General features: G+C 62.0%; 13 protein-coding genes. 7 read left to right on the top strand and 6 right to left on the bottom strand.

Going from position 1 to position 19,875, the window contains the following annotated elements:
• Window positions 1-28: 28 nt before the first annotated feature.
• Window positions 29-2,389: an arylsulfatase gene (locus SARO_RS12430; RefSeq protein ID WP_011446112.1), complete on the bottom strand. Its 2,361-nt coding sequence runs from the start codon at window positions 2,387-2,389 to the stop codon at window positions 29-31.
• A gap of 87 nt (window positions 2,390-2,476) precedes the next feature.
• Window positions 2,477-5,008: a TonB-dependent receptor gene (locus tag SARO_RS12425; RefSeq protein WP_011446111.1), complete on the bottom strand. Its 2,532-nt coding sequence runs from the start codon at window positions 5,006-5,008 to the stop codon at window positions 2,477-2,479.
• Window positions 5,009-5,243: 235 nt separating this feature from the next.
• Between SARO_RS12425 and SARO_RS20255 the strand changes: the two genes are divergently transcribed.
• Window positions 5,244-5,936 (top strand): TetR/AcrR family transcriptional regulator, encoded by a 693-nt coding sequence (locus SARO_RS20255; RefSeq protein WP_049759384.1) that lies wholly within the window; start codon window positions 5,244-5,246, stop codon window positions 5,934-5,936.
• Window positions 5,937-6,094: 158 nt separating this feature from the next.
• Here the strand turns inward: SARO_RS20255 and SARO_RS12415 are convergent, their stop codons facing one another.
• From SARO_RS12415 to SARO_RS12405, 3 genes are all read right to left on the bottom strand, one after another.
• Window positions 6,095-7,024, bottom strand: a complete 930-nt coding sequence (locus SARO_RS12415) for a homocysteine S-methyltransferase family protein (protein ID WP_041550339.1) — start codon at window positions 7,022-7,024, stop codon at window positions 6,095-6,097.
• A gap of 123 nt (window positions 7,025-7,147) precedes the next feature.
• Entirely contained in the window at window positions 7,148-8,113 is a 966-nt protein-coding gene (locus SARO_RS12410) for a phosphatase PAP2 family protein (RefSeq protein ID WP_041550337.1), read from the bottom strand.
• 358 nt (window positions 8,114-8,471) lie between these two features.
• The gene (locus SARO_RS12405) at window positions 8,472-9,368 is read right to left on the bottom strand and encodes a LysR family transcriptional regulator (protein WP_011446107.1); all 897 of its coding nucleotides are present in this window, start codon (window positions 9,366-9,368) and stop codon (window positions 8,472-8,474) included.
• Between the two features lie 115 nt (window positions 9,369-9,483).
• Between SARO_RS12405 and SARO_RS12400 the strand changes: the two genes are divergently transcribed.
• Window positions 9,484-10,032, top strand: coding sequence for a VOC family protein (locus SARO_RS12400; protein WP_011446106.1), 549 nt, complete (start codon window positions 9,484-9,486; stop codon window positions 10,030-10,032).
• Between the two features lie 30 nt (window positions 10,033-10,062).
• Window positions 10,063-11,358 carry a fumarylacetoacetase gene (gene fahA / locus SARO_RS12395; RefSeq protein ID WP_011446105.1) on the top strand — a complete coding sequence of 432 codons (1,296 nt, stop codon included), beginning with the start codon at window positions 10,063-10,065 and terminating at the stop codon, window positions 11,356-11,358.
• 19 nt (window positions 11,359-11,377) lie between these two features.
• Here the strand turns inward: fahA and SARO_RS12390 are convergent, their stop codons facing one another.
• Window positions 11,378-12,070 (bottom strand): VIT1/CCC1 transporter family protein, encoded by a 693-nt coding sequence (locus SARO_RS12390; protein WP_011446104.1) that lies wholly within the window; start codon window positions 12,068-12,070, stop codon window positions 11,378-11,380.
• Window positions 12,071-12,419: 349 nt separating this feature from the next.
• On the opposite strand from SARO_RS12390, the gene SARO_RS12385 reads away from it, so the two are divergent.
• The 4 genes from SARO_RS12385 (at window position 12,420) to SARO_RS12370 (ending at window position 19,864) form a co-directional block, all read left to right on the top strand.
• Window positions 12,420-13,085 (top strand): phosphatase PAP2 family protein, encoded by a 666-nt coding sequence (locus SARO_RS12385; protein WP_049759383.1) that lies wholly within the window; start codon window positions 12,420-12,422, stop codon window positions 13,083-13,085.
• 90 nt (window positions 13,086-13,175) lie between these two features.
• The gene (locus SARO_RS12380; protein ID WP_011446102.1) at window positions 13,176-16,016 is read left to right on the top strand and encodes a DUF2339 domain-containing protein; all 2,841 of its coding nucleotides are present in this window, start codon (window positions 13,176-13,178) and stop codon (window positions 16,014-16,016) included.
• Entirely contained in the window at window positions 16,013-17,335 is a 1,323-nt protein-coding gene (locus tag SARO_RS12375; protein ID WP_011446101.1) for a DUF3999 domain-containing protein, read from the top strand. The genes SARO_RS12380 and SARO_RS12375 overlap by 4 nt, the downstream gene beginning before the upstream one ends.
• A 252-nt stretch (window positions 17,336-17,587) precedes the next feature.
• Complete coding sequence (locus SARO_RS12370; RefSeq protein WP_011446100.1) at window positions 17,588-19,864, top strand: TonB-dependent receptor; 2,277 nt, start codon at window positions 17,588-17,590, stop codon at window positions 19,862-19,864.
• The last annotated feature ends 11 nt before the right edge of the window (window positions 19,865-19,875 follow it).

Raw genomic sequence — 19,875 nt, 5'->3', positions numbered from 1 at the left:
CTGCGCCTCCGTTTTGCACGCTTCGGGTTCATTTGATCGACACCCGCACTTCGTCGATCTCGCCGGTAAAGGCACTATCCTGCACGCTGTAGTCGGGACTGACCGCGCTTATCCGGTCCAGGCCGACGTCGAGGCCTTCGGTGTGCGACATCCACCCGGCCACCGTGCGGCCCAGCCTGCTGGAACCTACCGCCTTGCCGTCGACATATAGCGTCAGCGTTCCAGGCGTTCCCGGCACGGTCTTGTCGGCGGTGAACTCTGCGGAAAGCGTGTGCTTGCCCTCGGCAAGGGCACTCCCTGCGGCGACGGTGAAGGCGTCCGCGCCTACGGCGTTGTAATGGAAGGTCGGACGCCCGTCCTTGAGGTAGAAGCTGTAGCCGCCGAAGCGACCACCCTGCGCGATCATCACGCCGTTCGTGCTGCTGCCTGCAGTCACGTCAGCGTCGATGCGGAAACTTTTGCCAATGGTATGCGGCGCTGCGTCCTCCGCGATCGTGGCTGTACCCGGGCGGTAGGTGAAGCTGGAGCGATAGGCGCCAAGCGAAGGCCGTCCTTCGGTTCCCTGGCTATAGTCGTGGATCGGCAGAATGTTGTTTCTTGCGGCTTCCGCCCAGAACAGATCTTGCATTTCCTTGAGCTTGGCGGGGTTCTGCTTCGCGAGATCCTTGGCCGTGGTGAAGTCGGCATCGAGGTTGAACAGAGACCATTCGCGCTCGTCGGGCCCGACGCTGAGCTTGCGGTCGCCCGCCGCGCCGGCTTCCCAGGCGGCGCGCTTGGGAAGCGTGCCGGCCATCCAGCCGTCCTTGTAGATGCCGAAGTTCTCCATCATCTCGTAGATCTGCATGCGCCTGGCCGACGGGGCAGAACCCTGCTGGAAGGTGTAGGCTAGGCTGATTCCGTCGACCGGCTTCTGCCTGATGCCCTTGATCAAGTCGGGAGACTTGATCCCGACCGCATCGAGCACGGTCGGCGCAATGTCGCTGACGTGCGCATATTGCGAGCGGATCACGCCCCTCTCGGTGATGCGCTTGGGCCAGGAAACGACCATGCCGTTGCGCACGCCGCCTGCCTGCGAAGCGACCTGCTTCCACCAGGGGAAGGGCGAGTTGGTTGCCCAGGCCCATGCTGCGGGGAAATGGTTGTACAGCTTCGGCCCGCCGATATCGTCAATGTGCGACAGCTTCTCGGCCATGGTTTCCTTGCGGCCGGTGATCGTTGACTGTTCGTAGAGCAGTCCTTCCGGCCCGCCCTCTGCGCTGCTGCCATTGTCGCCCTGGATGTAGATGATCAGCGTGTTGTCCAGTTCGCCGGTCTCGCGGATCGCTTCGATCAGGCGACCAGTCTGATGATCCGAATACGAGACGCTCGCTGCGTAGGCCTCCATCAGGCGCGAATAGAGCTTCTTCTGGTCGGCATTCAATGAATCCCAGGCGGGCAACGTAGCCGGGCGAGGCGAAAGCCGGGAGTTCGCGGGGATGATGCCCATGCGCTTCTGCCGAGCGAAAGTCTCCTCGCGCAGCTTGTCCCAGCCCTGATCGAACTTGCCCCGGAACTTCTCCAGCCACTCCTTGGGCGCATGGTGCGGAGTGTGGGCAATGCCGGGAGCGTAGTACATGAAGAACGGCTTGTCCGGCGCGGCGGCTTGCTGCGTGCGCATCCACTTGATCGCGTGATCCGCCATGTCCTTCTCGAAGAAGTAGTTTGGATCGTCGTGAGGTGGCTCGACCGGAAGGGTGTTCTCGACAATGCTCGGCTGCCACATCGAGGTGTCTGCCGAAAGGAAGCCGTAGAAGTATTCGAACCCCAGGCCCGTGGGCCACTGGTCGAAGGGGCCCGCCGCGCTCGTCTGCCATTCGGGCGTCAGGTGGCTCTTGCCGAACATCGCGGTGTTGAAGCCGTTTTCCTTCAGCACTTCGGCGACGGTGGCTGCGGACTGCGGGATAACGGTGGTGTAGCCGTCAAACCCGGTCGGCAGGTTGGTGACGTTGCCCATGTCCACATTTTGCGGCAGGCGGCCCGTCAGGAGCGAGGCGCGCGTGGGCGAGCACAGCGCGGTGGTGTTGAAACGGTTGTAGCGGAGGCCCGTCTGGGCAAGCGCGTCGAAAGTGGCAGTCGGCACCGGCCCACCAAACGCGCTGGTCACGCCAAAGCCCACGTCGTCGGTAAGGATGACCAGTACGTTGGGCGCGCCCTTGGGGGCCTGCGGTTGGGCAGGCCATGCCGGAGCATGTGTTACCTGCACGGTGCGCCCGACCTTGCCGGCCAGCGGATCGGCAGGGGCGGTTTCTGCAAGGACAAAGGTTGGCGCAAGTAAGGCGGCGATGGCGGAACCTCCGCAGAGCCGGCGTTTTCTGGCGGACAAACGAAGGGCGGAACGGATTGCGCGCATCGCGGTGAACCTCTTGTCGGAAATCTTGAAAAAGCCCCGGTCGCACCGCCGTCCGAAGAAGAGGGCGCGACCGGGCAAGGGAGGATCTCAGTACTTGAAGGTAGCCTGGACCATGACCGTGCGCGGCAGGTTGGCGAAGCCGATCTGGTCGGCGATCACGCCGGTGGTGCCGCCCGTGCCCGAACCGGTATTCGGGGCATCGGTGCCGCCGGTCGCGTACCAGCGGTTGGTGAGGTTCTTGCCGATCACGGCGAGTTCCCAGCGGTCGTCTTCGGTGCGCAGGCGCAGCGTGGCGTCGAGGTTGACGTAGCTGCCCTGCCGGGTCGCCGGATTGCCAAAGGCAGAGGCGAGGTAGGAGTCGCTGTAGCGTGCATCCACGCCCATCCCCAGCGTGAGACCGCCGGGCAGCCTGGCATCATAGTTCATGCCCAGCGTTGCGGTCCATTGAGGCGCATTCGCCGTCGACTGTCCCTTGAGGTTCTGCCGGTTGGCCACCGTGTCGGTACCGGCGATGAAGGGACGCGCGGTGCCGTTGGCAGTACCATCGTCGACGTAGACCAGGTTGCAGCCCTGTGCGCGGGTCTGCCCCGCATAGCAGGGCGCGCCGATGGCATTGCCGTAACGCGACTTGTTATAATTCACCGAGCCGTGGACGTCGAAACCGTCAAGAGCGCGCGGCGCGAATTCGAAATCCACTTCGACGCCCCGCGTCCGTGCGGAACCCGCATTGATCGTGGTGAAGGCAAAGATGTCCGAACGGAAAAAGTCCAATTGGAGGTTCGTGTACTTGTAGGTGTAGGCCGTCACGTTGAAGCGCAGTTGGCGGTCCATCAGCATCGTCTTGATGCCACCTTCGAGGCCACGGGCCTTCTCCGGATCGAACTCGAAATCAGGCAGGCCCGCATTCGGGCTGAGAATGCCCGAGTTCGAGAAGCCGCCTGACTTGTAGGCGGTCTTGTAGGCGCCCCAGATGTTAATGTCGGACGTGGGCTTGAAACTGAAGGTGACTTCCGGCGACCAGTCGTCAAAACTCTGGTTTGAGACGATCGTCTGGCCGGGCAGGAAGATGCCCTGCGTCACGCGGATCGGGTGCGAATAGGGCTGGAGGAAGTAGCTGTCCTTGGTTTCGTGCGTGTAGCGCACGCCGCCTGTCAGTTCGAGCCGGTCAACCGGCTTGTATATCACCTGGCCGAAGCCGGCGACGGTCTTGCCATCCGTGCCCGAGTCCTTCGAGTTTGCGAGATAGCGTTGGTACGGCTGCGGGGCACTGCTGTTCTCGAGCCCGCCGGAGGCGGTCCAGGCGAGATAATCGCGCTTGGTCTTCTGGTAATAACCGCCAACCATGAGGTTGACCGGCCCGTCATAGGAAGTGAGGGCGCGGATTTCCTCGGAGAAGGCGTGGAAAGTCGACCACTCCGAGGCGAAAACGCCGGGAGCGCCCGAACGCGAGACGCTGTCGGCATCAAACTGGAAGATATTCCGGTTCCAGTTGTAGTTGGTGACCGAAGTCAACGTGACGTTGTCCATTTCGTAGACGAGGTTCGCGTTGACGGCCCAGCTCTTGTACTGGTTGCCGGTCTGCCCATCCTTGTTGGCATATGGAACGCTTGCCGCCAGCGCTGATGGAAAGCGGTTGCTCGAGGACTGGAATGCGCGGGCGCAGGGAATGGCCGGGTTTCCGGCAGTCTTGCCAGTCGGGCAATTGTAGTAGACCGATGCGGCTGCGGGATTGTCGGTCTTGTTGGTGCCGTAGTTGGCCTTGATCGTCGCGGTGAACTGGTCGGTCGGCTCCCACTTCACCGTGCCGCGAACGTAGAATTCCTCGCTACGCCCATCGCCTGCTGGGCCTGAAACGTGATTGGTGGGAGTTACGACCTGCGACGTGGAGGTGCGATCAAGCGTCGGATAGGTCTGATCGGTACCCAACTGCTTGAAGTATCCACGGTTCATCTTGCTGCCGCGGACGGCGAGGCGAACGCCCAGCGTGTCGGTCAAAGGGGAGGAGATGATCGCTTCTCCGACCATCTGGTGCGCACGGAATTCGTAGCCGGCGCGGGCGATCACCTCGAGGCGGTCACCCGGGTCGGCCGTCGTGATGGAAACGACGCCCGCGGTCGCGTTCTTGCCGAAGAACAGCGCCTGCGGACCCTTCAGGATTTCAAGGCGGCCGAGGTCGAAGAACCCTTCGTTGATGGTGCGGCCCTGGCCATAATATGCACCGTCGACGATCACCGCCACGGATTGCTCAAGGCCGATCGAAGTGGTGTTCGAACCGATGCCGCGCAGCACGAGCGTCGCACCCGAGCCCGACGGCGAACGTCCGACCACGAACGAAGGTGTGCTCGCGGCAATGCGCTCGAGGCTGGTAAGGTCGTACTTCTGGATCGTCGCCGCCGAGATCGCGGTGACGGCAACCGGGACGTCCTGCGTCGTCTCGTTGCGCTTGCGCGCGGTTACGACGATGTCCTGGATACCGCCCTGTTCGCCAGCTTCCTCCGCCGCCTGTCCGTCGACGGCCGGGCCTTCCTGAGCGAGGGCCGGCGCGGAAAGCGCGAGCGCGCTACCGGTCAATAGTGCCGCAAAGGCACCCCGGCTCAATGCTGATCGTAGTGTGGTCATGGCACTCTCCCCTCTTCCCGAACTCGTGGTGCGACTCACGGTCGCAGCCCTTGGAGCGATATAATCTCACGCAGAAAAATAACGCACCTGACTTTTCTGAGAGCGGGATTTTTGCGCGGAAAGCGAGGGATTTTATGAAATCCGACCGGATTCTGCCAAAATGTCTAAAACAGTCGCGTTACACCTTGCTTGCAGGGGTTTGAATGTTAACTCATGCGAGTTATCAATTCCCGCCATGAGAGAAGCGATCGTGTCAGACCCGACGGAGTTGGCGGACAGCAAGATCCAGTTGATCCTTGCGGGTGAGAAGCTTTTCGCCGAACGCGGCATCGAAGCCGCTTCCCTGCGCGAGATCGCCAGCGCGGCCGGGCATGGCAACAACAATGCCGTCCGTTACCACTTCGGTTCGAAGCAGGGCCTGATCCAGGCGATCTTCCGCCACCGTGTGGTGCAGATGGAACCGGTGCGCGCGCGAATGCTCGAGCAAATCGAGGCAAAGGGGCTGACAAGCGATCCACGTTCGCTGCTCGAAGTGATCAGCTTGCCCTACTTCACGTTGCGCGCAGCGGATGGCACCTTCTCGTATCCCGCATTCATGCTGCAGTATCTGTTGTACCACAGGCCGCGCGGCGTGCGGCACACGGCAGACGAGGCAGGAGCGCTCTCGCCTGCACTCAATCGCGCGCAAGAACTTCTGAGAGCAAGGATCGGCTACCTTGATCCCGATACCGTCGACCGCCGCATTCTCCAATCCATGCTGACATTCGTGACCGCAGTGATCGGTGCCGAAAACGTCGTGCCGCGGCTATCTGAAGCGACGTATCGGTCGGTTATCGACGACACGCTGGCTCAGATCGTGGCGTCGCTCGTCCTGCAGCAACACAAGCCTCAGGCGAACCTTCTGGATTGCATCCTGCCGGAAAGTTGAACCAGCAAGGCGAAGGGGACTGTCAGGGACGGCGCCGTCAATGCAATCGCAACATCGGGCGGGGAGGGGCACTGTCCTGTAGTTCCGGTTCCCGTTGTCGCCGGGCGACGTTCACTGCTTCAACTCATCGCCGAGATCGTTTCATCGGTCGGCGATATCTACAGGCAGGCCTCTGCGATCGCGGTGATGTGATCAAGATCAGTGCCGCAGCAGCCTCCGAGCACGTTGATGTGCGGAAACCGCAGCCGAAGTTCGGAATGCAGAGCCGCAAGTTCCTCAGGATTGCCCCGATCAAGCTCGCTCATGGCATCTACCTCGGCATGGCTGCACCGAGACGCATTTGCCCTCAACCCACCAATCCGGTTTACCCAGTCGGCCCCATCCTCGAGTACGGCAGCGAAGTGGCTGGGATGTGCGCAGTTGATCATGTAATAGGCCGGGGTTGAAGCCGTCGCCTGGTCAACCGCACGCAGAGCATCAGAGAGCCTGTCGCCGGTGGGGAGCCTTCCGTCGGTCTCGACAGTAAAGCTGATCGCGACTGGTACCGCCAGACTCTTCGCTGCCTTTGCAATCCCGATTGCCTCGGGCACGTTAGTCATCGTGATCGCGGTCAACTGGTCCACGCCGGCCGAGGCGAGTACCTCAGCTTGGTGGCGATGATAGGCTTCCGCTCCTTCCTCGGACATGATCTTGCCAGGATCATACCCGTCGCCCCTCGGCCCAAGGCACCCACTGATCACGACTGCAGGCATGGTTGATCCAAATTCGTCGCGCAGATCTCGCAGGATCGCGATTGCACTCGTGTTCAACGTATCGAGCTCTTGCTGCGACAAACCGAGCGGTTCAGCCCAGTCCGGGCTTGCGCGCCATGTGGCGCTTTCCAGAATCAGGCCGCATCGCATGCGCCGAGCGAGCTCGAGAAAGCCGCGAAAGTACTCTTCAAGGGCAATCTTTCCATCGCTCGACTGAAGCAGGGTGATTGAGGCGAAGTATGGCAGATCGATGCCGCGGTTAAAGATGAAGTCGGTCTCAAGGCCGGCATCAGTCAGAAATACGCTCTCAAGCTGTGGTAGCTTCGCCAGTGCCATCGCGCCCTCTCGATCACGGTTGACGCGGCAATTTAGCATGGAAGCACAACCGTGCCCAAGCACAGTTACGATTGGGAGTTTGAAGTTTGCCTGTGCCTTGCGTGAGCCAATGGCTCTTGCGGCTTACGTTGAATGGGGCGAGTTCGCGTTGTGCTGACAGCACCGTCCGGTCCAATAGATCACACCGGCGGCAAGCACGACGCCTCCAATAAGGTCAACGAGGTAATGCGCTCCGCAGACGATGGTCGAGAATAGCATCACCGCGTTGAGCAGCAGGATTGGACCGCGAACCCAGAGCCACGACAACGAGGCCCATCCAAGTAGAATCGCACTGGCAGCATGAAAGCTGGGAAAGGAAACAAGGCCCGCCGCTTCAGACGTTACGTCGCGGAGGTATCCCAGTCTCAGCTTCTCGATCTTGATCCCCGTTTCCCAAGGGAACAGGCGGTCCAGATACGGCGCTCTTTCCAATGGGATATTGTAGTAGACGTAGGGACCCTCCGCCGGAAAAAGAGGAAAGACGGCCACTGTTATCGTGAGCGTCAGCGAATACGCGGCGATGAAGTGGAGCAGCCTCTTGGGCGGAAGCGTGACCGCCATCACGACTGGAATCACGATGGTCTGGATTGCAAGAGACGAGTAGGCAAATCTCGAAATGCTCATGATGGCGGGATTGTCGGCGTAGACTTGGGAGAGCCACCGAAAATCAAAGCCAATGCTCCTGTCCGCCGCGTGGAGCCACGGGTCGACAAAAGGCACCGATATTGCTCCGAGATACAGGACGCCGCCTGAGACAAGGAGGCCAAGCTCCATCGGAACTGCAAAGGCGAGCATTGCCAGTCCGGTGCGCTCCAAGCCGGAGCCTAGCGCTACAATGCCCCCAAGAAGAACCCATGCGGATAACAGAAGCCCACTCAACCAATCTCCCGAAGAAATATAGAAGTCGGTCAGAGGTAGTACGAGAATGTGAAGGATCGCTATCAGGGTAAGGCAGATCAGAGCGATCTTCGCATGTGGCTCTGACAGCAGATGCCTGAGATCCGAGGCACCCTTTGCGCGGTTCAATTTTATGTGAGACAGCCTCATCATGCCTCCCAAATTCAGAGCCGGAGTCTAGCATGAGCTGTCGTTAGAGCTATTCTCGAACTGCTCTTCAAGTGTCTCAGAATTAGCGACCGGTAAATCTCGTCAACGGCGTCCGTTCGGGATCTGACCAAAACGGCCATCCGCCGCGTCAGTCAGGCTTGAAATATCGAAATATTCCTGCGCCCTGCTTCCTTGCGCCTGGCCGTTTTGCGTCAAACCTCGATGGCGCCCTTTATGAGTTTCCGGCCTGGTGGGCAGCAATGGCACCGTTGCGGAGATTGTCTGCCAGGCCGCGCCAATTGGCGACAGGTGGCGACTGGATCGGCAACTTCGTTGCACGGCATCGATGCGCTGCCTTGTCTTACTCCGGTTTGACATATGTGTCCCATGTCGCAAGGAGCAGCATGTCCAACAGCATCTGCCGCGCCCGGCCCGGCGCCGCGCCGCGATGCAGGGCGAAGACCGGTTGCAGTTCATAGCTGTTGCCGCCCTCCAGCCGAACGCGGGCCAGGTTGCCCTTGCGGACCAGATCGCTGGCCAGATAGTCGGGTAACCAGCCAAAACCGAGACCGCGCCGGATCGCGATGAGTTTTGTGTTGAAGTCGCTGACCTTGAGTATGCGTCGGCTGCGGAAGTGGCGCGCATCGAAACTGCGGTCTTCGGCAAGGCCGGGGATGATGAGTTCGGTCTCGCGCTGAAGTTCCTCCAGGGAGACGTTGGTGCGCATCGTGAGCGGATGTCCTGCGGCGCAGCACAACGAGAAGCCGAGCGTGGCCAGGCGGTGCCCGATCAAGTCCAGCCTCGGTTCCCACGCCGTCGCAATCATGACGTCGGCCTGCTTCCGGTCGAATTCGAACGGGACTGCGCCGAGATAGGCGACGTTGAGCTCGATATGGGTCGGTGCGCCGGCCTCGACGAGTGCGTTGATCGCTCCGATAACGACCTCGGCCGGCAGGGCGCCGTCATAGACGATGCGCAACTGGTGCTCCCAGCCGCCATGATAGCGTTCGGCAAAGGTGCCGAGCGCGCGCAGGCGTTCGAGGATCGGTCGCCCTTCGGCCAGTACGCTCTTGCCTTCGGGCGTCAGCGCAAGGCGATAGCCGCTGCGATCGAGCAAGGGGACGCCGATCTGCTCTTCAAGGCGCCGAAGGTGATATCCCACCGCCGAGACCGCCTTGTTCAGTTGGCCAGCCGCAGCAGACAGCGAGCCCGCATCGACAACGGCTTCGAGCGCCTCGAGGGATTCAGGGTCGATCATTGACTAAAAATTAGCACATCTTTTCTCAATCTTTGACATTTTATTTGAAAATGAATCGCGCGATCTTCTCGCCTGAACCGGCGACCAGCCGGAGTGCATGGTCTGGGGAAATGGGATGCAACTGAAGAGGATTCACCACGCCGCCTACCGGTGTCGCGATGCGCGCGAGACAGTGGAGTGGTACCAGAAGCACCTGGGCATGGAGTATATCCTGGCCTTCGCGGAGGACTACGTTCCGTCCACGCACGCCTTTGACCCCTACATGCATGTGTTTCTCGATGCAGGCGGCGGAAATGTTCTGGCTTTCTTCGAGTTGCCGCAGCAGCCGGAAATGGGGCGCGACCCCAATACCCCTGCCTGGGTCCAGCACATCGCTTTCGAGGTCGGCAGCCGTGAAGAACTGACCGAGGCCAAGGCGAGGCTCGAGGGGGAGGGTATCGAGGTGATCGGACCGACCGACCATACCGTGTTTCACTCGATCTACTTCTTTGATCCCAACGGCCACCGCCTTGAACTGGCATGGAACGATCCGGCGGCGCTCAAGGCTGAGCAGGATCTCAAGGTTATTCGCTGGGAAATGCTTGAGGAATGGTCGCGCACCCGCCGCGCGCCCGAGATCGGTAAGTGGGCGCATGGCAGTGAGCTCGACGGCGCGAGCGAGTGACGCGCAAACAATTCTCGCGGACGATCGACGATGAACCTGCCCTCTGTTGACAAAACGCATTCGGCTGACCTTGCAAGCTGGGTGCCTTCGGCGCTCGGCCATGCCGACTTCCCTGTCCAGAACCTGCCGTTTGGGGTTTTCGCTCCGGCTGGGGAGCGGCCGCGGATCGGCACGGCCATCGGAGATTGCGTTCTGGACCTCTGTGCGGTCGGAGCGCTGTTGCCGCCAGAAGTATTGCCGTTGCTGGAACTACCGGAACTCAACGCCCTTATGGCCGCCCCCCGGGTCGTGAAGACTGCATTGCGCCACAGGCTCTCGGAACTGCTGTCGGATGACGCTCATCGTCCCATGGTGGAGCCGGCTCTGCATGACGCGGCGTGCGTTGAAATGCTGCTTCCCATGCGGATCGGCGATTACACCGATTTCTACGTCGGCATTCATCACGCAACGAATATCGGCAAGCTGTTCCGGCCCGACAACCCTCTTTTGCCCAACTACAAGCACGTGCCTATCGGGTATCATGGCCGTGCGTCCTCGATCAGGCAGAGCGGAGTGCCGGTGGCGCGACCGCGTGGCCAGCGCAGGGCGAACGATGCGGACGTTCCGGTGTTCGGGCCTTGCACGCGGCTGGACTACGAACTCGAACTCGGCGTCTGGATCAGCGAGGGCAACGCCTTGGGAACAACGATCCCGATTGCCGAGGCGGGCGAACACATTGCCGGGCTGTGCCTGCTAAACGACTGGTCTGCGCGCGATATCCAGGCGTGGGAATACCAGCCGCTGGGGCCGTTCCTTGCCAAGAACTTCCACACGACGATCTCGCCCTGGGTCGTGACTGCCGAGGCACTGGCACCTTTCCGGATCGCGCAGCCGCCTCGTCCCCTTGGGGACCCGGACCCGTTACCCTACCTGCGCGACGAGGCGGACCGGATGGCAGGAGCCTTTGCAATCGAACTTTCCGTATGGCTGACGAGTGAACAGATGCGGGCAGGGCGGTATCCACCTTTGCGCCTCAGCAGGGGCCCAGCGAGCAACATGTACTGGACCATTGCCCAGATGGTGACGCACCACGCTTCGAACGGATGCGGACTAAACTCCGGCGACCTGCTTGGCACGGGCACCATCTCCGGTACGGAGCAAGGCTCGAAGGGCAGTCTGATCGAGATCAGCGAGGGCGGCAGGGTGCCGGTCGAACTGCCCACCGGCGAAACCCGCACCTTCCTCCTCGATGGCGACGAGATCAGCTTCTCGGCCACCGCGACGGCACCAGGGCGGGCCCCGATCGGCTTTGGAGAATGCCGTGCCGTGATCAGGCCCGCGCCATGATCCGGCCACGGCGTATCGCCTAGACTACGGCTCCGACGAGCCGGCCGATGCCGGCCGTAAGCGCCATGGCCAATGCTCCCCAGAAGACGACGCGAGCGACCGGTCGTCCGGCTGGCGCACCACCGGCCCTGGCGCCCAATGTCCCCAGCAGGGCAAGGAACAGGATGGACCCTACTGCTTCGCCGGCTGCCAAAAGCGACATTGGCAGCAATGCGGCAAGAAGGACCGGCAGCAGCGCCCCGGCCGTGAAGGTTGCGGCGGACGCGAGGGCTGCAACAACCGGCCTTGCCGCAGTGGTCGAGGTGATGTGCAATTCGTCGCGTGCGTGGGTGGTCAACGGATCGTGGGCCATCATCTGCGCCGCGACCTTGTCTGCCGTATCGGCATCGACGCCGCGCGCGACATAGATTGCAGCCAGTTCCCTATGCTCGAATTCGGGGTCTGCGGCGAGTTCCGCTGTCTCTCTTGCCAGATCTGCCTTCTCGGTATCAGCTTGGGAACTGACCGAAACGTATTCCCCGGCGGCCATCGACATGGCCCCCGCGACCAGCCCTGCCATTGCTGCCACGATGATCGCCTGCCTGTCCGCGCCCGACGCCGCAACGCCGATGATGAGACTTGCCGTCGAGACGATACCGTCGTTTGCGCCCAGAACCGCCGCACGCAACCATCCGATGCGCTCGACGAGATGGCTCTCCTCGAAGGGGTTCATGCAGTGTGTTCCTTCAGGTGGACCAGAATCGGAACGATCGGGCCGCGACACGATAATGCGAGGACGCCAGTCGTCTGCCAAGGGGGGAGGGGACAGGGACCGCCCGCGCCAGGGGTTGCGCCAGTATCGGCAGGTTTCGGCTTGCTCCGACCATTGTCCGCAGAAGCGATCGTTGGAGATATTCTGCCCTATTCCGCCCGACTGCATTTCCCTCTTGCAGCCGTTGGCGGTTTTCGTGCGTTGTCGCCACATGACGGAGAATGCACGGCCAGCTTGGGCTGCCAGGAACCTCGCTGAACATGAACGTGCCGGCGAACGGATTGTCGTTCGCCATTCGCATAACTGGCGCATGGCGCCGAGCCACGCGATGCTCGTCGGCCTCGTGTGTTGGGCCGGCTTTGCCGTGGTTGTGTTCCTGGTCGTGACAGGACGGGGCGGAGCCTTCGATGATGCGGGTTTGCGCATCTGGCGCGCAGCGTCGGATCTGTCCCTCCCTCGCGGTCCGGAGTGGTTGGTTGAAGCGGTCCGCGATCTTACGGCGCTTGGCGGTACTTTGCTGCGCAACATCTTCGCCGTCGCGGCAGTCATTGCGCTTCTGTTTCTCCGACTGCGCCGCGAAGCATTTCTGTTTGCCGCCACTGTATCGTCCGGCTGGATAGTCGAATTTGCCCTCAAGGTTGCCGTCGGCCGGCCAAGGCCCGTAATCGTCCCACATCTCATGGGGGCTGGAGGCAACAGTTTTCCCAGCGGGCACAGCTTCAATTCAGCAGTCGTCTATATTGCAATGGCCCTGGCCTTCGCGTCACTGAGCTCGCGAGCCAAGGTGAGGGCGACAATCATCGGTGCGGCGATCATGGGCACCCTGCTCGTCGCGGTAAGCCGTGTCTGGCTGGGGGTGCACTACCCGACCGATGTGATCGCCGGGTGGTTGGGCGGCGCGGGCTGGGCCTTTAGCGCTTCCGCCCTCCTCTACAAGCCGGCCAAGGTCGTGGCGAACGGCACGTTCAACCAATAGTGCCAAGCGATGGGGGTGAAGCCCCGTCATCCATCGCTTCCAATTTCCAGCAAAGCTGGCAAGCTCGACCCGGAGCATGGGAGGGCGTCAATGGGGCTGATCGTCTGGGCAGCAGTGGCCGGTGCGCTGCTCTGCTGGGTTTACGCCGACTTCGAGTTCGCGGGATTCATCGTTGGCGGGTTGTTCGGCGGTCTCATGGGCCTATGGCTTCGATCCGCTTTGCGCGATGAAATTGCCGCAGCGGTGAACAATGTTCTCGATGCCCGGCTAGAGGCGGCGAGGCGGCTGCGCGCCGAACCGGCTTCGACGCCTGCACCGGATGCAACGGAACCCGCGCCGCCGCCATCTCCCCCTACTTCGCCGCCGGTGATGCCGCAATCACCGCAAACCCCGGTCTCGCGCCAATCCGTGCCGGCGTCCGTACCCGCCCAGTCGCGTGAACCTGCAGTTGACCGGGAAGTGGCGACTGCGTCGCTTGCCGCAGGTGCGCCGACACTTCCCGAGGTATTGTTTGCAAGCGCCCGCGACTGGTTGCTTGGAGGAAATACCATCGTCCGTGTCGGCCTTGTCGTGCTGTTTCTCGGGCTCGTCTTCCTCGCAAGGTTTGCCGCGATGGCGGGGCTTTATCCGATAGAGGCGCGGCTCGCGACTGTCGCGGCGGTCGGGATCGCGCTGCTAGGCGTGGGCCTTGCCAAGCGGACGGTCAGGCGCGATTTCTCGCTCTCGATGCAGGGGGCTGGCCTTGGCGTCCTCTACCTGGTCGTCTTTGCCGGGGCCCGCGCCTACGATGTGCTTCCTGTCGGCGCGGCGTTCGCCTTCATGATTCTCTTTGCCGCGCTGGGTTGCGCGCTTGCCGTCTTGCAGGATGCGCTGGCAATGGCGCTTGCCTCGTTCCTCGGAGGTTTCGCCGTTCCCCTGCTTCTGGGCGGAAATGCCGAAACGCCGCTCGCCCTGTTCGGCTACATGACTATCCTCAATCTCGCGATCCTGTTCATCGCCTGGAAGAAGAGCTGGCGTTCGCTGAACCTACTGGGTTTCATTTCGACCTTCGCGCTTGCGACGGTGTGGGGCCTCGCGTCCTATGCAGACAGGCATTACCTGCTTTGCCAGGTATTCCTGATTATCTCCATCGCCATCTACCTCGCGGCAGCCGTGCTTTATGCGCACAATACGCCGGGACGGCTTGGCAACTACGCGGATTCGACGCTGTTGTTCGGAACCGCGCTTGCAGGCTTCGGTCTGCAGATCGCGCTTGTCCATGCCCGCCCGTTCGCATCGGCATGGTCTGCACTGGCGTTCGGCATCGGTTACGTTGCCTTGGCGGCGCTTCTAATGCGGCGTCGGCGTGCCGAGATGCGACTTTTGAACGAATGCCTGCTCGCGATCGGGATTGCGTTTGCCACGCTGGCGGTGCCGCTTGCGCTGGACGTCAAATGGACCTCTGCTTCCTGGGCGCTCGAAGGTGCTGGCGCGTTCTGGATCGGCGCGCGACAGGCGCGCTGGATGCCGCGTGCGTTCGGCCTGATATTGCAGGTTGTCGCGGCGGCTCTCGCCCTCGGCTCGCTTGGGCCCAATGTTTCGGCCATTCCGTTTGCCAACAACGGCTTCATGCTGCCGATGCTCGTCGCGATCCCCGTGCTGTTCTCTGCATGGCTTCTGCGTCACAGGTTGGAGCATAGCGGTTCGCGCTGGGCTACCGGCTATGCGCGGGTCGAGCATGAAATCGGAGCGGTCTGGTTTCTCCTGGGCTTCTTCTTCGTTTGCGTCGCGCTTCTGCGCGAAGTGTCGCGCGCATTGCCGCCCGTTGTTGCGAACGAAATGCCGGTAGGCGCGCTCAGCTCCGGAATTCAGGTTGTGGCGGCCATGGTCGCGCTGCTCGGCGCGATGGTTCTGGCGGACGTCTTTGGCGATCGGAAGCACTGGGCGGTCGCTCGCTGGCCGGGAAGGGCGGCCTTGCCGGTCCTCTGGATCTGCTTCCTGCTGTCGGCCGGACAGGGCAACCACGTTCTCGCGTGGCCGGGCGCCGTTTTCTGGCCGGCGGCGGCGGTAGGGCATGTCTGGCTGTTGCGGCGTCAATCGGTCAACGCGTGGACCTACGCCATGCACGTCGGCGGTGTTCTGCTGTTGACCGCGATCGTGGCCGACAGCATCTGGCTTGCCGTCGATCGAGCTGACCTGTGGGGCACGTCGTGGGCCGGCGTCACATTCCTGGCAAGCGCGACGGCCATGCTGGCGGTGCTGATGCGCTGGGCCGGGCCAGTGGCGTCGTCCGGGACCGACCTTGCCGACAGCTGGCCGCTTGGGGACTATGCTCGTGCCTATTGGCTTCACGCGGGGATCGTCCTTGTGCACCTCGTGTACTTCGGCGCGCTGGCAACGACCGTGATCGCCGAAGGTATTGCCGATCCGCTGCCATATGTGCCCGTGCTCAACCCGGTCGACCTGTCTGCGCTGCTCGCGCTCGTCGTGCTGCTGCTGTGGGGACGGCTGTTGCTGGGTGCCGTGAAGGACGCGCCGATGCTGGTTGAATTGGCCGCCGACAAGGCCGGCATGGTTGCGTTGGCCGTACTCGCCTTCGTCATCGCCAACACCATTTGGCTGCGTACAGCCCATCATTTTCTCGGGGTCGCCTGGGACAATGCCGCGCTTGCTGAAAGCCAGGTCGTCGAGGCCGGGATCTCGCTGTTGTGGACGCTCATCGCGATGGCGCTCATGTTCCTCGCGCGGAGCCGCCAGCAGCGATTGCCGTGGCTGGCGGGCGCTTCGCTTCTCGGTGCGGTGGTGCTCAAGCTGGTGTTCGTCGATATGTCCGCCGTGGAAGGCCTGGCACGGATCGTCGCCTTCATCGGCGTTGGCGTGCTGATGTTGCTGATCGGCTATTTCGTGCCTCTTCCGCCCCGTCGTGAAGCGGGCAAGGAAGTGGCAGCATGAAGTACCCGCCGCTCCTCGCAATCGCGCTTGCCCTATCTGGCTGTGAGGGAAGGAACACGCCCGTTGACGCGGTGGACGACTTCGCACTGGGTATTCCGGTCCAACCTGCACCCGGCCCTTCGATCCAGCGTATCGACCTGCCGCTTTCGGCCATCCTTGCACTGAAGCGCGAGGACATGGGCGATATCAGGGTGTTCGACCGTGCGAGCCGCCCCCTCTCCATCGCCCTTCAGGGCGCGCGATTGGAAGAGCAAGCGCAGCGTTTTGCAGCGGTGCCCTTCGGAAGCACCGGTGCGGCAGCGTCTGGTGCCGGGGGCACCGTTTCGGTCCAGGTGCGACAATCCGGCGGCACCGTGACCGTGGATACAGGAACCCCCACCGCGCCGGGAGGTGACGAAGCGGTTCTTGTCGATACCCGCAAGGTTGCACAGCCAGCCGTGGCGCTTGTCCTGGATGCTGTGCTGCCTGCGCGCAAGCCGGTGGAAGTGAGCGTTTCCGTGAGTGACGATCTCGGGACGTGGCAGCCACTCGCGGAACGGGTGCTCTTTTCTCCGGACGAGGGCGGCAGTGTTCTGGGCGGCGGGCGGATCGCCCTGTCTGGTGCGCTTCTGAAGGGCCGTTACCTGCGTATCGCGTGGCTTCGGTCGACGGGGGCGCGGGTGTCCGGCGTGACGCTATATACTACCGCTATTCCACCTGCCCCGCGCATCGCGGTGACCACGCGTGGTCTGGCCCTCCAGGATTCGAGGACTGCCCCTTTCACGGTTCCGACAGCGGCATCCCCGGTGGCGGTAACGGTTTCTCTGACCGGGCGCGACGGCACTGTCCCGGTCCAGTTGCTGGGGCGGAAGATGCCCGAAGCTCCGTGGACGCCATTGGCGTTCGGGACCTTGCGGCAGGGCGGCTCGGCAACGACGCTCGAGGTGGGGGAGCCAGGAATCCGGCAGTTCATGTTGAGGGCCGATGCCCGCAGCGCGGGCTTTTCCCGACCGCCGCGTATCGATCTGCAATTCGCCGGCATTGGATTGATTGCCGCCTTCAACGCAAATGGCCCGTATCGGCTTGCCGTGGGGAACAAGGCGGCGGTGCCTTCCTTCCTTCAGGCGGGGGACTTGCTTGTTCAAGGTGCCGCAATCCCTGTTGCCCGGCTCGACAATGGACCCACGCCGGCTCCGATGGATGTCGGACCGTCCAAGGCACTCCCCTTCGGTCTTTCGCCGATGAAGCTTGCCTTGTGGGCCATCCTCCTTGTTGGCGTCGGCTTGCTTGCGCTTGCGGCATTGCGCCTGCTGAAAGTCACCGCTTCTTCGGGTTCGTGAAGCCCGCATCCCGGCGCGGAACCTGCCGCATGATTCCTCGCTTCCGGGCTTCCGCGCACGAAGTCTGGAGGAGCGAACTGCATTTGGCAGGGCTTGGAACGTCAGGTTTTCCTTCAAGCACATGAAAAGAAATGGAAAGTTGAATTGGTGTCTCGCCTGGGCCACCCTATTGATTACCAAGGGAATGCAAGATATACCCGTGAGTATGAAAACGGCGCCGTGAGACAGGCGCCTATACAAGGGGGAGTTCAGATGAAGCGACGTCTTCGGGCAATTTGCCTTGCGCCTCTGGGGGCCGCACTGGTCCTCCCGGCAGCCGCCCACGCACAGTCGGCGCAGGCCGGTGATGCAGCCGACTCCTCGGCTCCTTCCACAGCCGAAATCATTGTCACCGCAACGAAGCAGAATACCGCGCTCAGCCGCGTTGCTGCTGCCGTTACTGCCGTGACTGCGGCGGATATCGGTCCCGGCGGCGTCCAGAACGTGGGAGACCTGCAGGTTGTCGTGCCGAACGTTTCGATCGGCGATCAGTTCGGCGTCAACCGTACCTTCATTCGCGGCGTCGGCCTGAACAACTTCGATGTCGGCGGGGAAGGCGCGGTCGCGTTCCTCCAGAACGGCGCAATCCTGGCGCGTCCGGCCCAGCAGCTCAGTGGCTTCTTCGACCTTTCCCAGATCGAAGTCCTGCGCGGACCGCAGTCGATCCTTTACGGTCGCGGCGCCACTGCTGGCGCGATCAATCTCGTTACCGCAGCTCCGACCGACGAGATGGACGGGTATCTGCGAGCCACCTATGGCAACTATGACAACCGGGTGCTTGAAGGCGCGATCGGCGGTCCGCTCGCGGGCGACCGCTTGATGGTGCGCCTCGCCGGCAAGTATGAAAAGCGCGACGGTTACGGCGTCAACCTTTTCACCGGTAATCCGGTCGATGACCGCGATGCCTATTCCTTGCGCGCTACCGTGGTCGCCAAGCTCAGCGATACGTTCAAGGCGACGATCGTTGGCGATCATTTCAAGGAAGACGACAACAATTATGCCTTCCACTATTTCGGTCCGTCGGTAATTCCCGAAGCAGGGCTGTTCCACAAGTTCATCGGTGGCAAGTCGATCTTCGACTATTACGCCGCGCGCAACGAAAAGCCCAACCTGCGCAATATCTATTCCGATGAAGAGGCGATCAACAACCGCAAGGGCTATGGCGTGACCGGCACGCTCGACTGGGACCTGGGCGCTGCATCGGTCAAGTCGATCACCGCCTACCGCACATTCGACCGTTTCCAGCGCGACGACCTCGACGTGTCCGACGTCAATCTTGCCGGCCAGAACAACTACGTCGAAAAGAGCCGCGCCTTCAGCCAGGAAGTCACAGTCAACTACGAAGGCGATGGTTTCACACTGCTCGGCGGTGCGATGTACCTGCACGAGAAGTTGACTGGGCAGGTGCTCGTGCCGACCGTGAACCTCGGCGTCCTGTTCGGCCTGCCGGCCGATACGTTCGACGATGGCGCCTACGAGCAGAACGGACTGGTCAAGATCGATGCCGTCGGCGTCTATCTCCAGGGTGCGGTCGATCTCAGCCCCACGATCAAGCTCACCGCCGGCGCGCGCTACAACTATGAGCATCGCAAGGGTGATGGCTACTTCCGCTTCGATGCGCTCGGCGTGAACATTCCGACCGACAAGTCCAAGGGTTGGTCCTCGGTTACGCCGAAGGTGTTGCTGGAGTTCAAGCCGACTGACCGCACGCTCCTCTACGCAAGCGTCACAAAGGGCTTCAAGTCGGGCGTCATCAACATCGGCAGCGTCGATGCGGCGATCGATCCAGAAACGGTCTGGAGCTACGAAGCGGGCTTCAAACAGAAGCTGGCGGACAATCGCGTCCTGCTCAGCGGTGCGGTGTTCTACTACGATTACAAGAACCTGCAGGTCAGCTTCGTCAACGCCAACTCGATCGTGCAGACGATCAATGCGGCAAACGCGCGCAACTACGGCGGCGAGCTGGAGCTTGAAGGCAAGATCACGCCGCAGTTCTCCGTGAACCTCAACGCGTCCTACCTCAATGCTCAGTTCACGAAGTTCTGCAACGCCTACTACGGCGCGGCCTTCCCGGCGCGGTCCGGCATTTCCTATCCGGTTTGCCCCACCGATTCCGGCCTCGTCGACCTCAGCGGAAAGCGCCTTCCGAACGCGCCGCGCTTCACCGTTGGCGGTGGCTTCAACTGGGACATCCCGCTGGGCAACGACAGCCGCCTTGCCGTCAACGGCGAGATCAAGTGGCAGTCGAAGGTCTACTTCACCGAGTTCAACAATCGCGATGCGGAACAAGGTTCCTATGCCATGGCGAATGCCGGTCTGACCTGGCACGCACCGGGCGACCGCTTCTCGATCGGCGGGTGGGTGAAAAACATCACCAACGAGTTCGTGATTGCGAACAACATCATCACTGCCGCCACGTTCGCCTATGTCCGCGTCGGCTCGGTCATGCCGCCGCGCACCTACGGGGTGACTGCCAGCGTGAATTTCTGACCCCTGGAAGG

The organism is Novosphingobium aromaticivorans DSM 12444 (genome assembly GCF_000013325.1).
Lineage (GTDB): Bacteria > Pseudomonadota > Alphaproteobacteria > Sphingomonadales > Sphingomonadaceae > Novosphingobium > Novosphingobium aromaticivorans.
The sequence above is the reverse complement of the archived record's forward strand: the minus strand, read 5'-3'. Positions and strand labels throughout refer to the sequence as shown.